This window comes from Nonomuraea wenchangensis, from assembly GCF_900111685.1.
GTDB lineage: Bacteria > Actinomycetota > Actinomycetes > Streptosporangiales > Streptosporangiaceae > Nonomuraea > Nonomuraea wenchangensis.
In genome coordinates this window covers 606,157-623,862 of record NZ_FOHX01000001.1, presented here as the reverse complement: position 1 = coordinate 623,862, position 17,706 = coordinate 606,157, and the positions used below count along the sequence as shown (strand labels likewise).

The window sequence follows — 17,706 nt, the reverse complement described above, 5'->3', positions numbered from 1 at the left end:
GTGTTACGCGTGTGTGGATCGGGACGTTACGACCCCCCTGCCCTCGGGTAAAGCGGGAGTCCAGTAAAATCGGCCCGTTCTTTTTGATATTTCAGGACTTCGCGCCCTTGTGGCGACATAGGAGGGTGTGGCATGACGACGGCTGCCCTGCAGACCGTGTTGACCGTTCCCCAGCGCTTCCGCGGCCCCGAAGGAGTCGCCAACGGCGGCTGGATCGCGGGCACGATGGCGGAGGCGCTCAACGGTGGCCGATCAGCCGTCGAGGTCACCCTCCATGCCCCCACCCCGCTGGAGACCGAGCTGCGGCTGGAGCACGTCGCCAACACCGTCTCCCTCTCCCGCGGCGACGACCTGCTCGTCGAGGCCATCCCGGTCGCCGAGGACCTGAAGGGGCCGGGCTTCGTGCCGTTCAACGACGCCGCCCGCGCCGAGGCCGGCTTCGCCGGGCTCAAGGCGCACCCCTTCGCCGAGTGCTTCGCCTGCGGCCTGCGTGAGCCGGGCGACGGCCTGCGCATCTTCCCCGGCCCGGTGGCCGGCTCGGACCTGGTGGCGGCCGGCTGGCGGGTGCCGTTCACGGTCGCCGGCGAGGACGGCGTGCCGGCCTCGATCATCGGCGCGGTGCTCGACTGCATCACCGGCTGGGCCCACTTCGGCCCAGGCGAGAGCGCGCTGCTCGGCCGCCTCGCCGTGCAGATCCACCGCCGGGTGCACCCCGGCGGGCGCTACTCCGTGGTCGCCCGCCCGACCGGCCGCGACGGCCGCAAGATGTTCGGCGAGAGCGCCATCTACGAAGCGGACGGCACGCTGGTGGCCGCCGCCCGGGCCACCTGGATCGCTCCACGCTGACCCCGCCGCGAGATCGTCCCGCCCATCCCGTTCCGTACGGGATGGGCGTTGTCGTTCCCGCCGGTCACGGGGCCGTGAGCCGGTCCAGGAGGGTCGCCACGCAGCGGTCGTCGAACACGATCGTGTAGTGGTTGCAGTCGGGGACGACCTCGTCGCGCAGGCCCGGCAGCCGGGCGGCCCAGGGGGCGGCCAGGTCGTCGGGGAGCATCGGCACGTCCTGGTTCAGCAGCCCGCGCGGCGCCCGCAGCAGGGTCATCGGCGCCTTGACCGCCTCCAGCGCGGTCGTGAGCGCGGCCTGCTCGGTGTGCAGCCAGCGGCCGTCCGCGCGCACCGCCTCGGGCACCGCGCGCGAGCGCAGCGCGCCCTCGGGGCCGGTCAGGTCGTAGCGCACGTACTCCTCGACGTCGTCGCTCCAGTGGCCGGCGAAGGCCGGATGGTTCCTGAAGAACTCGACGTACGCCTCCGCCGACGGGTACGTCTGCCGCAGCCGGTCGAGCGCGGGCCCCAGGGCCGCCGCCAGGGCCGCGTCCGGGTCCACGCCCTCGGGCAGCGGCGGGAACGGCAGGCCGCCGTCCACCAGCACCACGCGGGCGAAGTCGCGCCGCGCGGCGGCGAGGACGGCCACGTACGCGCCCATGGAGTGGCCGGTCAGCACCGTGCCGCCGTCCGCGCCCACGTGCTCGGCGACGCGCAGGACGTCCTCGGCGTGGCGGGGCAGGCCGTACGGGCCGGGCAGGCCGGCGCTGTGGCCACGGCCGCGCAGGTCCATGGCGACCAGCGTCCATTCGCCGGGCAGGCGGCGGGCCACCGCTCCCCAGGACATGAGGGAGGCGGTGATGCCGTGGACGGCGATGATCAGGCGGGGACCGGTCCCGGCGCGGGCGATGCGCAGGCCGTCCACGTCGTCGAATGCGAAGGTCATGCCCGGATCTTAGGTACCGCCGTCGAGGCTGGCCAATGGGGAAGTTTCTCCCATAATTACCGTTATGCGAATCACGGTCATCGAGCACGAGCGGGAAGCCGGGCTCGGCTACCTCGCCGGGTGGCTCGGCATCGCCTGCGACGTCGTCCGGCCGTACCTGGGGGAGGAGGTGCCGGCGCGGGCCGCGGACGGGCTCGTCGTGCTCGGCGGCGCGGCGGCGGCCTGGGAGGACGAGCGCAGCCCCTGGCTGCCCGCCACCCGCGACCTGCTGCGCCGCGCCGTGGACGAGGGCACGCCCACGCTCGGCATCTGCCTCGGCGCCCAGCTCCTCACCCTGGCCTGCGGCGGCGCGGTGGAGCGGGGCGGGAACGGCCTGGAGGTGGGGCTGCGCGAGGTCGCCGCCCTGCCCGCCACGCGCGAGGACCGGCTGTTCGCCGGCATCGGCACGGCCCCCGCCGTGCAGTACCACCAGGACGCGATGACCCGGCTGCCTGAGGGCGCGGTGCCGCTGCTGACCGGCTCGCAGTACCCGAACCAGGGCTACCGGCTGGGCGAGGCGGCCTGGGCCGTGCAGTTTCATCCTGAGGCGACGCCCGAGATCTTCGCCTCGTGGACGTACGAGTCCGGCCTGGACGTCGCCGAGGACCTGAACCGCGAGGTCAAGGCGGCGGAGCCGGACCTCGTCACCGCCTGGCGGCCGGTGGCGCACGCCTTCGCGGCCGTGGTCAGAGAAGCCGCCACCGCAGCGGCCGCCACCGGACCGGGCGGCGCCTGAACGGCCCACCCTCCACCGGCCCGCCCTCCACCGGGCCGTGAGCGCCCGCCTCCGGTGCGCGGTCGCTGGTGTGTTCGCCCGCCTCCGGGCGGCGGCCGCCCGTGTGGACCCCCGCGTCCGGGCGCCGGGTGCGGGTGAGCAGGTGTGCCAGGCCGTGCACCGCCCCCAGCGCCAGGGGAAGCGCCGCGAGGCCCGCCGCGCCCACCCGGCCGGTCCCGCCCGTGGGCACCCCGGCGGCCCTGAGCCGCCGCCACGCCCACACCGCGTACGGGATCACCACCACGGGCGCGGTCACCACCCCCGGCGTGTAGCCGCGGGCGAGCGCCGACTGGGCCAGGTGCACCGCCCCGTGCGCCCCGAACCCGATCAGCACCGTCTGGAAGAGCGGGCTCCGCCCGCCCGTCGCCGCCCCGCGGGCCGCCGCCCCCGCCACGATCCCGCCCATGAGGCCGATGGCCACGGTGACGTGCGCCTGCGACATCTCCAGCCGCTCCCACGGCACGCCGGGAAACCGCTCCTCCAGCCCGGGCCGGGCCGAGCGCAGCCAGCCCGCCATGGTGGCCAGCTCCTCGGCGTCGTGGACGGCCCACGCCGCGAGCAGTCCCCACGTCACGGCCGCCGGCACCGCCGGGTTCCCGCCGTTCTCCGCCATCCCGCCTCCCTCCGAACCGATCCGAATCGACCGAAACGCAACGCAACGTTGCGTTGTCATACTAGGGCGATCAGCGCGGCTCCTGCAAAATGGAAAGGTGCCCAGGATCGAATCCACCGCCGCGCGACTCGCCAAGCTCGGTTTCGCCGACGGCGCCCGGGCCGCCCAGCTCGTCCGCCAGGCCGACCCCCGTCTCGACGACCTGCTGGAGTCGCTGGTCGACGCCGCCGACCCCGACCTCGCCCTCGTCTCCCTGACCCGGCTGGCCGAACGCGACCCCGCCGTGCTCGACGCCCTCCGCGCCGACGACGGACTCAGGACCAGGCTGCTCGCCGTGCTCGGGGTGAGCGACGCCCTGGGCGAGCACCTCGTACGCCACCCCGGCGACCTCGCCCGCCTGGCCCGGCCGGACCAGGACGACCCCAGGGACGAGCTGCTGCGCGCGGTCGGCGCCGACCCCGCCGCGCCCGAGCCTGCGGCGGCCGGCAAGGACGTCCTGACGGCGCTCCGCGTCGCCTACCGGGGCCGGCTCATGCACCTGGCCGCCCGCGACCTCACCGGGGAGGCCACGCCGCAGGAGGTCATGGCCGAGCTGTCCGACCTGGCCGGGGCCGCCCTGGAGGCCGCGCTCGCGGTCGCCCGCACCGAGGTCGACGCCTCGGACGTGAGCCTCGCGGTCATCGGCATGGGCAAGTGCGGCGCCCGCGAGCTCAACTACATCAGCGACGTGGACGTGATCTTCGTCGCCGAGCCGCGCGAGGGCGCCGACGAGACCAAGGCCCTGCGCACCGCCACCCGCCTGGCCCAGGCCATGATGCGGGCCTGCACCGCGACCACCTCCGAGGGCGCGCTGTGGGAGGTGGACGCGGGCCTGCGCCCCGAGGGCCGTTCGGGGCCGCTGGTGCGTACGCTCGCCAGCCACCTCGCCTACTACCGCCGGTGGGCCAAGACGTGGGAGTTCCAGGCGCTGCTCAAGGCCCGTCCGGTGGCGGGCGACCTCGCGCTGGGGGAATCCTACGTCCAGGCCGTCAACGACCTGGTGTGGACGGCCGCCACTCGCGAGCACTTCGTCGAGGACGTGCAGGCCATGCGCCGCCGGGTCGAGGCGCACGTCAGCGCCGAGGGCGAGCGCCAGCTCAAGCTGGGCCCCGGCGGGCTGCGCGACATCGAGTTCGCGGTGCAGCTCCTCCAGCTCGTGCACGGGCGGCTCGACCCGCTGCTGCGCCGCCGGGCCACGCTGCCCGCGCTGGCCGCCCTGGCCCGCGGCGGCTACGTCGGCCGCGACGACGCCCGCGGCCTGGCCGAGGCGTACGCGTTCCTGCGCCGGGTCGAGCACCTGCTGCAGCTCCACCGGCTGCGCCGCACCCACATCGTCCCCACCGCGGAGGCCGACCTGCGCAGGCTCGGCCGCGCGCTCGGCATGCACGCCGACCCGGTGGGGGAGTTCACCGCCCGGTGGCGGCGGCACGCCATGGAGGCGCGGCGGCTGCACGAGAAGCTGTTCTACCGGCCGCTGCTGCAGGCCGTCTCGCGGCTGCGGGAGTCGGAGGCGCGGCTGTCCACGGCCGCCGCCGCCGACCGGCTGGAAGCGCTCGGCTACCTCGACCCCAACGGGGCGCTGCGCCACATCGCCGCACTCACCTCGGGCGTGTCGCGCCGGGCCGCGATCCAGCGCACGCTGCTGCCGGTCATGCTCGGCTGGTTCGCCGACACGCCCGACCCCGACGCGGCCCTGCTCGGCTTCCGCCAGGTCAGCGACAAGCTCGGCGCCACCCCGTGGTACCTCCGGCTGCTGCGCGACGAGACCGCCGTGGCCGCGCGGATGGCCCGGGTGCTCGGCACCAGCCGCTACGCCACCGGCCTGCTCATGCACGCCCCCGAGGCGGTCGCCATGCTCGGCTCGGACGAGGAGCTCGCCGTACGCTCCCCGGAGTCGCTGGCCGGCGAGGCCGCGGCGGCCGGCTCCCGCTACGTCGCCGACGGCGACCCGGAGAGCGCGGTGGCCGCCGTGCGGGCGCTGCGCCGCAGGGAGCTGTTCCGCACCGCCGTGGCCGACCTCTCCGGCCTGATCGACATCGAGACCGTGGGCTGCGCGCTGTCGGCGCTCAACGACGTCACCCTCCAGGCCGCGCTCGACGCCGCGCTCCGCAAGGCCGGCGACGTCACCTCGTTCGCGATCATCGCCATGGGCCGGCTCGGCGGCATGGAGTGCTCCTACGCCAGCGACGCCGACGTCATGTTCGCCCACCGGCCGCGTCCCGGGGTGGCCGAGCGCGAGGCCACCGACGCCGCCTTCGCCGTCGCCAACGAGCTGCGCAGGCTGCTGTCGCTGCCCGCGCCCGACCCGCCCCTGCTCATCGACCCCGACCTGCGTCCCGAGGGCCGTCAGGGGCCGCTGGTGCGCACGCTCGCCTCCTACCGGGCCTACTACGCGCGCTGGTCGTCGCCGTGGGAGTCGCAGGCGCTGCTGCGGGCCAGGTTCTCGGCCGGCGACGCGGAGCTGGGCGCGGAGTTCACGGCCATGGCGGACGAGCTGCGCTACCCGCAGGACGGGCTGCCCGACGACGCCGTACGCGAGATCCGGCGGCTCAAGGCCCGCATGGAGGCCGAGCGGCTGCCGCGCGGCGCCGACCCGGCCCTGCACACCAAGCTCGGGCCCGGCGGGCTGTCCGACGTGGAGTGGGTGGCCCAGCTCCTGCAGCTCCGGCACGCAGGAACGCTCCCGTCGCTGCGCACCACCCGCACCCTCGACGCGCTGCGCGCCGCCGTCGCCGAGGAGCTGCTCGCCCCCGCCGACGAGGCCGTGCTGGCCGAGGCGTGGCGGTTCGTCTCCCGCGTACGCGACGCGCTCATGCTGGTGAAGGGCCGCCCCGGCGACAGCGTGCCGCGCGACGCGGGCGAGCGCCGGCTCATCGCCCAGACCCTCGGCTATCCGCCCGACGGCTCGGAGGACTTCCTCGACGACTACCGGCGGGTCACCCGCCGCGCCCGGCAGGTGGTGGAACGGGTCTTCTACGGGGGTTGATGGCCGCCGCTCCACGGGTGTATCAAGGCGCGATGTTATCCGTCTACGTGGACCTCGCCCTCGGCCTGGCCGTGACGTTCCTGCTGCTGTCGCTGCTGGTGAGCGGCCTCAACGAGGCGGTCGTGCGGCTTCTTTCCATCCGCAGCAAGTTCCTGTGGGCCTACCTCAGGGACACGATGGACGGGGCCGGCGCGGCCGGGTCCTGGCTGCCCGCCCGGGTCAGGGACGTCTTCACCCGGCTGCCGTTCCTGCACGACCCACGGCCCCGCTACAGCGACCTGCCCGCCCCGACCGAGGCCGGCGCGGTGCCCGACCCCCGGGCCAAGACCGACGACTCCATGATCAAGCTGCTCTACGAGCGGGTACGCGAGATCGACCACGCCAAGCGCGGGCGCACCAGCATCGCCGACATCCCGCCCGGCCGCTTCTCGGTCGCGCTCATGGAGCTGGCGACGAGCGAGGACGGCGACGTGGAGCGCTTCCTCGCCAAGCTCAAGGCCGCCGGCAGCCCCCTGTACGGCCACCTGAAGGGCGTCTGGGAGACCGCCCAGCGCGACCTCGACCGCTTCCGCCAGGGCGTCGAGACCTGGTTCGACGGCGAGATGCAGCGGCTGTCGCTGCTCTACAAGCGCTACGTCAAGTGGGTGCTCGCCGCGCTGAGCCTGCTGGTGACGCTGGGGTTCACCATGGACGGGCTGGAGTACGCCAAGACGCTGCTGCGCGACAACGCCTTCCGCGCCTCGGTGACGGCCGTGTCCGAGGCAGGGCCCGACGCGTACAACGAGCTGAAGGCCCGCTGCACCGGCGCGGACCCCGTGCACTGCGTCACCGAGACGATGAGCCAGCCCGCACTGGTGCGGATGCTCGGCCAGGCCCTGGTGAGCGTGTCGATCCCGGAGGAGGGCGACCCGAGCGTCGACTGGAACGGCTCCACCTGGTGGGACCGCCTGCTCACGCCCAGCCACTGGCCCGGTTTCCTGCTGACGTACGTGGCGCTGCTGTTCGGGGCGCCGTTCTGGTGGGACGTCCTGCGCCGCCTGACGGGGATCCGGTCGCGGCGCTGACGCCTTAGTGTTGATCGGATGGAGACAGAACGGCTGATCATGCGCAGATGGCGCGAAGAGGACCGCGAGCCCTTCGCGGCCATGAACGCCGACCCCGAGGTCATGGAGCACTTCCCCGCGCCGCTCACGCGCGAGCAGAGCGACGCCATGGTGGACCGCATCGAGCGGCACTTCGACGAGCGCGGCTACGGCCTGTGGGCGCTGGAGGTCATCGGCACGGGCGAGTTCATCGGCTTCACCGGGCTGGCCTGGCAGACGTTCGACGCGCCCTTCCTGCCCGCCGCCGAGATCGGCTGGCGGCTGGCCCGCCCGGCCTGGGGCCACGGCTACGCCATCGAGGCCGCCAGGCGGGTGGTCACGTACGCGTTCGAGGAGGCCGGCCTGCGGGACATCATCTCCATGACGGCCGCCACCAACCTGCGTTCGCAGGCCGTCATGCGGCGCCTCGGCATGACCAGGGACCCGGCCGAGGACTTCGACTTCCCGTCCGTGCCGGAGGGCAGCCCCCTGCGCCGGAGCGTCCTCTACCGGCTCAGGGCCGGCAACCCCTGAAGATGATCTCCAGCGTGCGGTCCTGCAGCTCCGGCGTCCAGCCGGCCAGCAGGGCCGCCTGCGAGGCGGCGGCCAGCAGGGCTCTCACCTCCTCCAGCCGTACGTCCTCGCGGACCGCGCCGGCCTCCTGAGCGCGGCGCAGCAGCGTCCCCAGGGGCTCGTCCAGCGCCCGCAGCGCGCCGCCGAGCCGCAGGTCCGCCCCGCCGCCGGTGAGCAGCTCTGCCACCGTCCTGCGGGCCGCCGCCGCCTCCACGACACGCGTGAAGAACGCGAACAGCGCCGTCTTCGGATCGCCGCTCCCGGCCAGCTCGCCGGCCTCGGACACCAGCCGGGCGAGCAGCGCCTTGAAGATGGCGGCGAGCAGGTCGTCCTTGGTCGGGAAGTGCCGGAACACGGTGCCGATCGCCACCCCGGCGCGGGCCGCCACCTCCTCGGTGGACGCCGACGCGCCGCGCTCGGCGAAGACCTCCTCGGCGGCGGCCAGGATGCGCTCGCGGTTGCGCCGGGCGTCGGCACGCAACTGGGCCACCGGCGTCCTCCCTCTCTTCCGTTGACAAGCTGAGTGGGCACTCATTATGTTCGCTGAACGTGAGTGCGTACTCATCTTAAATCCCGAGGAGGGCGTCATGAGCGCACGAGAGGTGTTCGACCGGCTGCGGGGCTACCTGAGCGGCGAGCACGACGACGAGGAGGTCTGGGCCGAGGACGTCGTCGTGGAGACCCCGTTCGCCGCCCCCGGACGGGCCCGCAGGTTCGAAGGGCGGGCCGCGTTCCTCGACCGGGCCCGCCAGGAACGCGCCGCGCTGCCCTTCCGGCTGGAGATGAGCGAGGTCACCGTGCACGACACCGCCGACCCCGACGTCGTCATCGTCGAGTACGAGCTCGGCGCCACCCTCCCCGGGACCGGTGAGCGGCGCTCGGCCCCCTTCGTCGGCGTGCTCAGGGCGCGGGACGGGCAGGTCGCGCACTGGAGGGAATACCAGGACACGCTCCGGGTCGCCGCCGCCACCGGCCACCTCCCGCACCTCCTGGCCGCCCTCGGGCAGGAGGCCACCGTCTAGCGCACGTCACGCGGACCAGACTGCGGCCCGGCTACGGCCCACGCCCGCCGGACCGGAGTATCGTTAGCGGTTGTGCGTTTCCAGCATTCCGCGGCCCTGTGGCGCGACTTTCCCGAGCTGGTGCCCGGCGTCCTCGCCGCGCGCGGCCTGCACGCCGGCGTCTCCGTGGACGACCGGCTGGTCCCGTACGCCGAGACCGCCGCCAAGCGCCTGGCCACCGCCACCGAGAGCGAGCTCCCGGAGATCCAGGCGTGGCGGCGGGCGTTCACCCGGATGGGGCTCAAGCCCACCCAGTACAGATGCGCCTCGGAGTCGCTGCTGCGCCGCTTCCGCAAGGAAGGCGCCCTGCCCCGCCTGCATCCCCTCATCGACCTGTGCAACGCGGTGTCCATCGCCTACGCGATCCCGGTCGCCGTCTTCGACCTCTCCCGCGTCGCGGGCGACCTGGAGGTCAGGTACGCGACCGGCGAGGAGACCTACCTCACCTTCTCCGGCGACGACGAGCACCCGGCGCCCGGCGAGGTCGTCTTCGCCGACGCCGAGGGCCGCGCCCACGCGCGCCGATGGACGAACCGGCAGAGCGGGCTGTCCGCCGTACGCCCGGACACCGCCGACGTCCTCATCGTCGCCGAGGCCCTGCACGAGACGGCCCGCGCCGACGTCGAGTCCCTGATGGGCACGCTCGCGACCGAGCTGACCACCCTCTGGCCCGCCACCTCCCCGCACCCGGCGATCCTCACCCCGTCCGCCCCCCGCTTCGACACCGCCGTCTGACGGGATCAGCAGTACTCATCGGTCACCCGCCGCCGGAACTCCTCCTCCGTCAGCACCTCCCCGTCGAGATCGCTCACCCGGCCGTCGCCGACGACCTCGCCCACAAGGAACCCGCGCCCGGCCGTGGAGCCACTCGACAGCTTCACGCTGACGCTGACGTGCGGCGGCACCGCCTCCCGCAGCGGCGTCTCCTGACGGCCGAACCCGCTCGCGTCCCCGAGAATGATCGTCCCGTACCGCTCCGCCGTCCGTACGGGCAGGGAGGCCCGCCACACCAGGCGCCAGGTCTGGTGCTCCTGCACCTCGACGGCGGAGACCACCTCGCCGTCGCACAGAGGCACCACGATCTTGAGATGCCCGCCGTCCGTACGCCCCATGGCGACCGGCCGAGGTAAAGGATCGCCGAGGACGGGCACCATGCACCCCGCCACCGTCACCGCCACCAACCCGAGGCAGAGGGCGTACCCCCGCCGGACGCGCTCGCCCATTGATGCTCCGTCCGTCCAGATGGTCATGATCCTTTGGACGACGAACGAGCGCCTTTGGTTGGACCGGCCGGGCGGTTCCCTAGGCGGTCGGTGGCCGGCGGAGGAACGCCATCGGGACGCAGGGCAAGGTGGTGAAGACCATCAGCGCGAAGAAGGGCAAGGCGTCGATCCGGATGTTCATCTGCGGCTGGAAGGTGCTCATGTACCACTCGTCCAGCGCCGCCAGGAACCAGGCTGCCGCCGGCAACAGGAGAAGCTCCCCCCTCCGCCGCCGACGCCACAGAACCCAGGACAAGGCGAGAAGGACGACCACGCCCACCGTCAGGGGCACGGTCTGGTAGAGCATCCCGATCAGCTCGTACATGCGGGTCTCTCGGTCGAGGGGGTGCGCCGTCGTGCCATGCGAAAAGCTCGCAGCAAGATACATGATCTTCCTGCGAGCTTTCGACTTACCGCGCGGTGACCGCTATGCGGCTATACGTCGTAGTAGAGCTCGAACTCGTGCGGGTGCGGGCGGAGGCGGATCGGGTCGACCTCGTTCTCCCGCTTGTAGGACAGCCACGTCTCGATCAGGTCCGGCGTGAAGACGCCGCCTTCGAGCAGGTAGTCGTGGTCCTCCTCCAGCGCGTTGAGCACCTCGCTGAGCGAGCCGGGCACCTGCGGGATGTTGCGGGCCTCCTCGGGCGGGAGCTCGTAGAGGTCCTTGTCGACCGGCTCCGGCGGCTCGATCTTGTTGCGGATGCCGTCGATGCCGGCCATGAGCATCGCCGCGAAGGCGAAGTAGGGGTTGCACGACGGGTCGGGCACCCGGAACTCGATGCGCTTGGCCTTCGGGTTGGAGCCCGTGATCGGGATGCGGACGCAGGCCGACCGGTTGCGCTGCGAGTAGACCAGGTTGACCGGCGCCTCGTAGCCCGGCACCAGACGGTGGTAGGAGTTGACCGTCGGGTTGGTGAAAGCCAGCAGCGACGCGGCGTGCTTGAGCAGGCCGCCGATGTAGTAGCGGGCCGTGTCGGACAGGCCCGCGTAGCCGACCTCGTCGTAGAAGAGCGGCGAGCCGTCCTTCCACAGCGACTGGTGGCAGTGCATGCCGGAGCCGTTGTCCCCGAAGATCGGCTTGGGCATGAACGTGACCGTGTGGCCGAACTCCATCGCCGTGCTCTTGATGATGTACTTGTAGAGCATCAGGTTGTCGGCGGTCTTGAGCAGCGTCCCGAACTTGAAGTCGATCTCCGCCTGGCCGGCGGTGCCCACCTCGTGGTGCTGCATCTCGACGTCGATGCCGCACTCGATGAGGTTGCGGACCATCTCCGAACGCAGGTCGGTGAAGTGGTCCATCGGCGGCACCGGGAAGTAGCCGCCCTTGTAGCGCGGCTTGTAGCCGAGGTTGCCGCCCTCGGTGGCCTTGCCGGTGTTCCAGGCGCCCTCGATGGAGTCGATGTAGTAGTAGCCGGCGTTCTGCCGGGTCTCGAACCGGACGTCGTCGAAGATGTAGAACTCGGCCTCCGGGCCGAAGTAGACCGTGTCGGCGATGCCGGTGCCCTTGAGGTATTCCTCCGCCTTGCGGGCGACGTTGCGCGGGTCGCGGCTGTAGGCCTCGCCGGTCAGCGGGTCGTGCACGAAGAAGTTGATGTTGAGCGTCTTGTGCTGCCGGAACGGATCCACGACGGCGCTGGTCGGGTCGGGCAGCAGGAGCATGTCCGACTCGTGGATCTGCTGGAAACCACGGATCGACGAACCGTCGAACATGAGCCCGTCAGTGAAGACGCTCGCACCGAAGTTCTCTACCGGGAAGGTGAAGTGGTGCGTCGTCCCCGGCAGGTCGGTGAACCTGACATCGACGAACTGCACCCCTTCGTCACTGATGAACTTCAGGACGTCGTCGGCGGAGTTGAACACTCTCGAACCTCCCTGGGGACTGACCATCATTGCGACGCTAGGGCTAAGGCGTTTCCGCATGGTGTCCCGATTGTTTCGCACATGTTACGCAGCGTCAGGTGCGCTTGCTCCTCCGGCAAGTCCCGTGCTTGCGGGGCTCGTCGAGGTCGTAGGGGTCGAGGATCGGGCTGGTGCCCTTGCTGTCCGTGCCGGGCGTGTCGTCGTAGACCGGATGGATGTAGCCGTCGTCGAAGCCGCAGCGGGCGGGCGTGGCACTGGCGCTCCAGCTCCTGGGCGCGACGACCAGCCGCCCGCCGTCGCGGTACATGAGCACGCTCCCGGTCGGGTGGGTGGCGAGCCTGATCGTCGTGTCGGGCCGGCCGGGGCGGCGCACCGCGTAGATGATCAGGTGGTTGAGCTTCGCCTCCACGCCGCGCCTGCCGTCCCGCCGGAACGCGCCGAGCGTGATCCGCCCCTTCACCTTGATCACCTCGGTGGCGAGCTCGGAGGTGCCCTTGGCGAGGCTGGTCACGTACACCCGGGTCGTGCGGCGGTCGTCCAGGCCGTCCTCGAACCGGCGGCGCTGCCGCGGCTCCAGCAGCTTGGCGAAGGCGTCAGGCGCGCCTCCCAGCAGCGTCTTCTCGTCGAGGTACGCCGCCGCCAGCAGCTCGCGCGTCCGCTTCAGCCCCTTGGCCACGTCCTTCTCGGAGAGCCCGCCCATGGCCTTGGCCTCGGGCAGCACGAAGCCTTTGACGCCCTCGGCGTAGTGCTCGGCGGGCGAGCCCGCGAACGGGTCACGCGAGGGGTCCGGGGTGGCGGCCGTCTCCTCGATCTCTCCGGTGGCCTCTCCGCTCGCGGTGGGCGGGCTGGTGGCGGTCCCCTCGTACGCGGTGTCGCCGAGCATCAGCAGGTTGGGCCGGTACGTCACGATCAGCCCCGCGGCCGCGACCACCGCCGACAGGACCAGCAGCGCCCGCCCCCACCGCCGTGGCCGCGAGGGGGGACCGAAGCTCTCAGAGCCGGATAAGCGGGCACGGCGGCCCCGCTCCTGGCGCGGTGGGCGGCGGCTCCTGGCCTCCTTGGCGGCCCTGGTCGCCTCGGCGCGCATGCGGCGCCGCTCGTCGTCGTCGATCTGCCCGACCAGCTCGTTGAAGCGCTGGTCGAGATCATCCCCGTGTGGCATGAGCTACATCGTGGCGGGTCCACGACGCGGTTGGGTCACGACGCCGACCGGCCACGGGGGCGGATACCTTTGATGGCATGAGCAGCAAGCAGCCCCGGTGGACGCAGACGTGGCTCGGCGGGGTCAGGTCCGCCGGCATCGACCTCGGATATCCGGGGGAGCGCCTGGGGCTGCCCCAGGAGGGCAGCGGCTCGGTCACCGGCTGGGGCCGCCGCATCGTGGCGCTGGTCATCGACTGGATGATCTGCACGTGGGTGGTCGTGCAACTGCTGCTGCGGACGAACCCGGCGGAGTCGCCGTGGGCGCCGGTGGCGGTGTTCGCCGTCCAGTATCTGCTGCTCGTCGCGTTCATGGGGCAGACGTTCGGGCACCGGCTCATGGGCATCAGGGTCGCCGCCATGGACGGCGGCAGCCCCCGCCTGCTGCCCGTGCTGGTGCGGACCGTGCTGCTCTGCCTGGCCGTGCCCGCGCTGATCTGGGACCGCGACCACCGCGGCCTGCACGACCGCGTGTCCAACACCATGGTCGTGCGCATGTGACGCCCGCGCAGTGGGTCAGGGGCGGGCGCAGCTGAAGATGGCCGTGCCCGGCAGGTGCCGGCCGCGCAGCGGGCTCCAGCCGCCCCACACACGATCGTGGCCCTCGGGCCACTCCGGCTCCAGCAGCCCGGTGATCGTCAGTCCCGAGGCCACCAGCAGGCCCACCCAGTCGCCCAGCGTGCGGTGGTGCTCGACGTAGGTGGGCGTGCCGTGCTCGTCCCGCTCGACGTAGGGGGAGCGGTCGAAGTAGGAGCGGTCGGACGTCAGCCCGCGCGGCCCCGGATCGTCGGGGAACGCCCACCGCACCGGATGGCTCACCGAGAACACGAACCGCCCGCCCGGCCGCAGCACCCTGCGCACCTCGCGCAGGACGGCGCCCGCGTCGGCCACGAACGGCAGCGCCCCGAACGCCGAGCACGCCACGTCGAAGGACGCGCCGGCGAACGGCATCGCCTCGGCGTCGGCCTGCACCGCCGGGACCCGCAGCCCCGTGTCGAGGTCGATGCGCCGGGCGTGCTGGAGCTGCCGGTGCGAGACGTCGAACGCGGCCACCTCGGCGCCCTGGGCGGCCAGCCAGCGCGCGCACTGGGCGGCGCCGCAGCCGATCTCCAGGACGCGCCGCCCGCGCACCTCGCCCAGCAGCCCTGCCTCGGCCTCGTCGAGCCCCTCAGGACACCACACGAACCCGGAGTCGCGCAGGAACTCGCCGTGCTCGACCTGGTAGTCGTCGGCGTTGCCGTCCCACCACCAGCGGTTGGCCCGCGAAGAGGGGGACAGCACTAGCGCATCTTGGGGCCGCGCGGCATGCGGGCGCCCTTGGGCATCGGACCCTTCGGCAGGGGCATGTTGCGCGGCAGCGAGCGCAGGCGGTCCTTCACCTCGTTGACGGCCGGCTTCTTCAGGTTGCGCGGCAGCTTCATCAGGTGGCGCTGCAGCTTGCCGAGCGGCACCTGACCCTCGCCGTCACCGCACTGCACGTCGTAGATCTCGATGCCGAGCACCACCCGCGCGACCCGCTTCTTCTCGGCCGCGAGCATCTTCGCCACCCGGTTGCCGGGGCCCTCCGACACCAGCACCACGCCGGGATAGCCGACCACGAGGTGCACGAGGTCCTGGTCGCGGTTGACCGCGATGGCGGGGGTGACCTGCCAGTTGCCCCGCATGCCCTGCAGCACGGCCGCGGCGGCGCCGGTCTGGCCGTGCAGGATCGAGTATTGGGCCTTCTGGGCGAGCTGCCCGAACACCACCAGGCCGACCGTGACCGCGGCCAGCACGCCGATGAACAGCGAATACCACAGATAGTCCGTGACCAGGCCGATCACGACGATCACGGCAAGCGTGCCCACCGCGGAGAGGAAGACAATCGGCATCCCCTTGGGGTTGGCCTGCTTGATGATCTGCGCGATCATGCGGAGCTGCTTGATGCGCCCCGGCTTCTCTTGGTCCTCGGACTTTGCCATGCTCTGAAGGATACAAACCAACTGGTGGACTATGGAAAACGCGCCCGCCGATTTCGCGCTGAGCTACATCCGCACCGTGATCGACAGGCGCGGATCGGCGACACTGCGTCCCGCCGTGACGACGTGCTCGCCCCCGGCCGTGCGCCAGCCGCCGTCCCACACCTGGAAGGCCCGCTCGTCGAGGAACACGGTGGACAGCACGGTCTGGCCCGGCCCGGCCTCGACCACGTCGAAACCGGCCAGCCGGACGTCCCCGGGCTCCTCGGACAGGTGGGCGTAGAGCTGCACGACCTCGCGGCCCGGCCGGTCGCCGGTGTTGGTGACCGCCACGGTCACCGTCATCGCCCCGGGCGCGCCCTCGGCGGCGATCTGGTCGTACGACCACGTGGTGTACCCCAGCCCGTGCCCGAACCAGAACGCCGGCTCGGCCCCGGCCTCCCGCCAGGCGCGGTAGCCGATGCGCGGCCCCTCGTCGTAGGCCACGACCCCGTCCACCGGCGTCACGGCGGACACCGGCGCGTCGGCGAGGCGGCGCGGCCAGGTCGTCGGCAGCCGCCCGCCCGGCTCGGCGTCCCCGAACAGCACCTCGGCGAGCGCCGTGCCCGCCTCCTGGCCGGGGAACCAGGTGAGCAGCACCGCAGCCGCCTCCTCCGCCCACGGCATCTCGACCGGCGAGCCCGCGTTGACCACGACCACCGTGCGCGGGTTGGCGGCGATCACCGCGCGGATCAGCTCGTCCTGGCGGCCGGGCAGCGCGAGCCCCGTACGGTCGAAGCCCTCGCTCTCCACCTCCGGCGTGGTCCCCGCCACCACCACGGCCACGTCGCAGGCGGCGGCCACGCGCACGGCCTCGGCCAGCAGCTCGTCCGCGCCGGGACCGGGGGCGGCGTGGCCCAGCGTGAACGCCACGAACACGAGGCCGCCGATCGTCCCGGCCGGGGAGGTCAGGGTCACCTCGTAGGGCCGCCCCGCCGTCATCGGCACGCCCACCCGCCGCTCGGGCGGCGACAGGAACGCCGTCGCGGGATCGCCGACGACCTCGACGGTCTCGTCGAGCACGGTCTCACCGTCCACGGTCATCGTGAACGCGCCCACGCCCGCGACCGAGAGCCGGTGCTCACCGGAAATGTCCGGCGTGTACGTCGTCACCAGCCGGACCGCGCGCAGCCGTCCGCCGTCCACGTCGGGCGGGAGCTGCCCGATCCAGCGGGCCTCGGCCGTGGGCAGCGGGTGCTCGGCCAGCACGGCCCCGTCGCCGTCCAGGAACAGCGCCCGCGCGGGGGAGGGGATCGGCGCCAGCCGGAGGCGCGGGTCGGCGCCGACGGCGTGGCGCACCTCGGCGCGGGCGCGCAGGCCCGCCAGCGGGGAGACCACCCGGTCGGGGTAGACCTGGGCGCTGCCGCCGCCCATGATCCGCGCCTCGCCGGCGGCGGCGCCGATGACGGCGAGCGTCGGCGTGCCGCGCAGCGGCAGCAGGCCGTCGTTGGTCAGCAACGTGAACCCGCGCGCCGCCACCTCCCTGGCCAGCGCCACCCCGTCGATGTCCGCGGAGTCCGTGGCGGCGGCCGGGGGCTCGGAAGGACGGAGGGCGCCGACGCGGTGGGCGAGGCGGAGGACGCGCCGCACCCGGTCGTCGATCGCCGCCTCCGGCACCCGCCCCGCGCGTACCGCCTCCTCCAGCGTCTCGCCCCACGGCCCGTACGGCCCCGGCATGGCCACGTCGGTGCCGCCCAGCGCGGCGGCCTCGGTGGAGCGCACCGCCGTCCAGTCCGACACCACGAACCCGTCGAACCCCCACTCGCCCTTCAGCACCCCCAGCACCAGCTCGGCGTGCTCGGTCATGGTGGTGCCGTTGACCCCGTTGTACGCGGTCATGAGCCCCCACGCCCCGGCCCGCACCACCCGCTCGAACGGCCGCAGGTACACCTCGCGCAGCGCCTTCTCCCCGACCCGCACGTCGGCCGTGAACCGGTCGGTCTCGAAGTCGTTGGCCACGAAGTGCTTGGGCGTGGTCGCCACCCCGCCCTCCTGCACACCCTCGACGTACGCCGCCCCGATCTCGCCCGTCAGGTACGGGTCCTCGGAGTAGCACTCGAAGTGCCGGCCACCGAGCGGCGAACGGTGCAGGTTGAGCGTGGGCGCGAGCAGCACGTGCACGCCCTTGCGCCGGGCCTCCTGGGCGAGCAGCCGCCCGGCCCGCCGCACCAGGTCGAGGTCCCAGGTGGCGGCGAGCGCGGTGGGGCTGGGCAGCGCGATCGACGGGTCGCCCGGGCTCCAGCGCTCGCCGCGGACGCCGATGGGGCCGTCGCTCATGACGAGCCGGTCGAGGCCGATCTCGGGGATCGGGGGGAGCGACCACATGTCGGCTCCGGTGAGCAGGCGTACCTTGGCGGCGAGGTCGAGCCGGGCGATGAGCGCGTCGAAGTCCACGCCGCCAGTGTCCACCAGAAAACCGACCACTTACTAGGTTTGCTACCTCGCTGTTAC

Annotated in this window: 18 protein-coding genes; 8 read left to right on the top strand and 10 right to left on the bottom strand. The window is 72.9% G+C overall.

From position 1 onward, the window contains the following. Window positions 1-132: 132 nt before the first annotated feature. Window positions 133-846: a PaaI family thioesterase gene (locus BMW85_RS03030; protein ID WP_091076485.1), complete on the top strand. Its 714-nt coding sequence runs from the start codon at window positions 133-135 to the stop codon at window positions 844-846. 64 nt (window positions 847-910) lie between these two features. Here BMW85_RS03030 and BMW85_RS03025 read toward each other — a convergent pair whose 3' ends face one another. Beyond that, a complete protein-coding gene (locus tag BMW85_RS03025) occupies window positions 911-1,768 on the bottom strand; it encodes an alpha/beta fold hydrolase (protein ID WP_091076483.1) in 858 nt (285 codons plus the stop codon). Window positions 1,769-1,832: 64 nt separating this feature from the next. Between BMW85_RS03025 and BMW85_RS03020 the strand changes: the two genes are divergently transcribed. Next, window positions 1,833-2,543, top strand: coding sequence for a type 1 glutamine amidotransferase (locus BMW85_RS03020; RefSeq protein WP_091076481.1), 711 nt, complete (start codon window positions 1,833-1,835; stop codon window positions 2,541-2,543). Here BMW85_RS03020 and BMW85_RS03015 read toward each other — a convergent pair. Beyond that, a complete protein-coding gene (locus tag BMW85_RS03015; protein WP_245774580.1) occupies window positions 2,494-3,195 on the bottom strand; it encodes an HXXEE domain-containing protein in 702 nt (233 codons plus the stop codon). The genes BMW85_RS03020 and BMW85_RS03015 overlap by 50 nt on opposite strands. A gap of 97 nt (window positions 3,196-3,292) precedes the next feature. Here BMW85_RS03015 and BMW85_RS03010 point away from each other — a divergent pair, with 97 nt between their 5' ends. Genes BMW85_RS03010 through BMW85_RS03000 form a run of 3 tightly spaced genes read left to right on the top strand, consistent with a single transcriptional unit; the run spans window position 3,293 to window position 7,836 of the window. Beyond that, window positions 3,293-6,220, top strand: a complete 2,928-nt coding sequence (locus BMW85_RS03010; RefSeq protein ID WP_091076479.1) for a bifunctional [glutamine synthetase] adenylyltransferase/[glutamine synthetase]-adenylyl-L-tyrosine phosphorylase — start codon at window positions 3,293-3,295, stop codon at window positions 6,218-6,220. Window positions 6,221-6,252: 32 nt separating this feature from the next. Then, window positions 6,253-7,284: a hypothetical protein gene (locus BMW85_RS03005; protein WP_245774579.1), complete on the top strand. Its 1,032-nt coding sequence runs from the start codon at window positions 6,253-6,255 to the stop codon at window positions 7,282-7,284. 18 nt (window positions 7,285-7,302) lie between these two features. Next, window positions 7,303-7,836 carry a GNAT family N-acetyltransferase gene (locus BMW85_RS03000; RefSeq protein ID WP_091076475.1) on the top strand — a complete coding sequence of 178 codons (534 nt, stop codon included), beginning with the start codon at window positions 7,303-7,305 and terminating at the stop codon, window positions 7,834-7,836. Here BMW85_RS03000 and BMW85_RS02995 read toward each other — a convergent pair. After that, window positions 7,817-8,365 carry a TetR/AcrR family transcriptional regulator gene (locus tag BMW85_RS02995; protein WP_091076472.1) on the bottom strand — a complete coding sequence of 183 codons (549 nt, stop codon included), beginning with the start codon at window positions 8,363-8,365 and terminating at the stop codon, window positions 7,817-7,819. The genes BMW85_RS03000 and BMW85_RS02995 overlap by 20 nt on opposite strands. 97 nt (window positions 8,366-8,462) lie before the next feature. Between BMW85_RS02995 and BMW85_RS02990 the strand changes: the two genes are divergently transcribed. Then, complete coding sequence (locus BMW85_RS02990) at window positions 8,463-8,897, top strand: nuclear transport factor 2 family protein (RefSeq protein WP_091076469.1); 435 nt, start codon at window positions 8,463-8,465, stop codon at window positions 8,895-8,897. A gap of 72 nt (window positions 8,898-8,969) precedes the next feature. After that, window positions 8,970-9,671, top strand: a complete 702-nt coding sequence (locus tag BMW85_RS02985; RefSeq protein ID WP_091076467.1) for a B3/B4 domain-containing protein — start codon at window positions 8,970-8,972, stop codon at window positions 9,669-9,671. A gap of 5 nt (window positions 9,672-9,676) precedes the next feature. Here the strand turns inward: BMW85_RS02985 and BMW85_RS02980 are convergent, their stop codons facing one another. The 4 genes from BMW85_RS02980 to BMW85_RS02965 form a co-directional block, all read right to left on the bottom strand. Further along, window positions 9,677-10,159, bottom strand: a complete 483-nt coding sequence (locus BMW85_RS02980; RefSeq protein WP_091076464.1) for a hypothetical protein — start codon at window positions 10,157-10,159, stop codon at window positions 9,677-9,679. A 79-nt stretch (window positions 10,160-10,238) separates the two neighbouring features. Further along, on the bottom strand, window positions 10,239-10,523 hold the full coding sequence (locus tag BMW85_RS02975; RefSeq protein WP_143082073.1) for a hypothetical protein: 285 nt from the start codon (window positions 10,521-10,523) through the stop codon (window positions 10,239-10,241). Window positions 10,524-10,633: 110 nt separating this feature from the next. Next, on the bottom strand, window positions 10,634-12,058 hold the full coding sequence (gene glnA, locus BMW85_RS02970) for a type I glutamate--ammonia ligase (RefSeq protein WP_091076459.1): 1,425 nt from the start codon (window positions 12,056-12,058) through the stop codon (window positions 10,634-10,636). Window positions 12,059-12,152: 94 nt separating this feature from the next. After that, window positions 12,153-13,220, bottom strand: coding sequence for a hypothetical protein (locus BMW85_RS02965; protein WP_091076456.1), 1,068 nt, complete (start codon window positions 13,218-13,220; stop codon window positions 12,153-12,155). A 77-nt stretch (window positions 13,221-13,297) separates the two neighbouring features. On the opposite strand from BMW85_RS02965, the gene BMW85_RS02960 reads away from it, so the two are divergent. After that, window positions 13,298-13,759, top strand: a complete 462-nt coding sequence (locus BMW85_RS02960) for an RDD family protein (protein ID WP_091076454.1) — start codon at window positions 13,298-13,300, stop codon at window positions 13,757-13,759. A gap of 15 nt (window positions 13,760-13,774) precedes the next feature. Here the strand turns inward: BMW85_RS02960 and BMW85_RS02955 are convergent, their stop codons facing one another. The 3 genes from BMW85_RS02955 to BMW85_RS02945 all read right to left on the bottom strand — a co-directional run bounded on the left by BMW85_RS02955 (window position 13,775) and on the right by BMW85_RS02945 (window position 17,649). Further along, window positions 13,775-14,539: a class I SAM-dependent methyltransferase gene (locus tag BMW85_RS02955; protein ID WP_091076451.1), complete on the bottom strand. Its 765-nt coding sequence runs from the start codon at window positions 14,537-14,539 to the stop codon at window positions 13,775-13,777. Continuing rightward, complete coding sequence (locus BMW85_RS02950; RefSeq protein WP_091076448.1) at window positions 14,539-15,219, bottom strand: DUF4191 domain-containing protein; 681 nt, start codon at window positions 15,217-15,219, stop codon at window positions 14,539-14,541. Before BMW85_RS02950 ends, BMW85_RS02955 begins: the two co-directional genes overlap by 1 nt. A 63-nt stretch (window positions 15,220-15,282) precedes the next feature. Next, complete coding sequence (locus BMW85_RS02945; RefSeq protein WP_091076445.1) at window positions 15,283-17,649, bottom strand: beta-glucosidase family protein; 2,367 nt, start codon at window positions 17,647-17,649, stop codon at window positions 15,283-15,285. Between the last annotated feature and the right edge of the window lie 57 nt (window positions 17,650-17,706).

What these genes read in the sequence shown, in the direction of transcription:
- BMW85_RS03030 (WP_091076485.1), top strand. Translation starts at nt 133, where the DNA reads ATGACGACGGCTGCCCTGCAGACCGTGTTGACCGTTCCCCAGCGCTTC.
- BMW85_RS03025 (WP_091076483.1), bottom strand. Translation starts at nt 1,768, where the DNA reads ATGACCTTCGCATTCGACGACGTGGACGGCCTGCGCATCGCCCGCGCC.
- BMW85_RS03020 (WP_091076481.1), top strand. Translation starts at nt 1,833, where the DNA reads ATGCGAATCACGGTCATCGAGCACGAGCGGGAAGCCGGGCTCGGCTAC.
- BMW85_RS03015 (WP_245774580.1), bottom strand. Translation starts at nt 3,195, where the DNA reads ATGGCGGAGAACGGCGGGAACCCGGCGGTGCCGGCGGCCGTGACGTGG.
- BMW85_RS03005 (WP_245774579.1), top strand. Translation starts at nt 6,253, where the DNA reads ATGTTATCCGTCTACGTGGACCTCGCCCTCGGCCTGGCCGTGACGTTC.
- BMW85_RS03000 (WP_091076475.1), top strand. Translation starts at nt 7,303, where the DNA reads ATGGAGACAGAACGGCTGATCATGCGCAGATGGCGCGAAGAGGACCGC.
- BMW85_RS02990 (WP_091076469.1), top strand. Translation starts at nt 8,463, where the DNA reads ATGAGCGCACGAGAGGTGTTCGACCGGCTGCGGGGCTACCTGAGCGGC.
- BMW85_RS02980 (WP_091076464.1), bottom strand. Translation starts at nt 10,159, where the DNA reads ATGGGCGAGCGCGTCCGGCGGGGGTACGCCCTCTGCCTCGGGTTGGTG.
- BMW85_RS02975 (WP_143082073.1), bottom strand. Translation starts at nt 10,523, where the DNA reads ATGTACGAGCTGATCGGGATGCTCTACCAGACCGTGCCCCTGACGGTG.
- BMW85_RS02965 (WP_091076456.1), bottom strand. Translation starts at nt 13,220, where the DNA reads ATGCCACACGGGGATGATCTCGACCAGCGCTTCAACGAGCTGGTCGGG.
- BMW85_RS02960 (WP_091076454.1), top strand. Translation starts at nt 13,298, where the DNA reads ATGAGCAGCAAGCAGCCCCGGTGGACGCAGACGTGGCTCGGCGGGGTC.
- BMW85_RS02950 (WP_091076448.1), bottom strand. Translation starts at nt 15,219, where the DNA reads ATGGCAAAGTCCGAGGACCAAGAGAAGCCGGGGCGCATCAAGCAGCTC.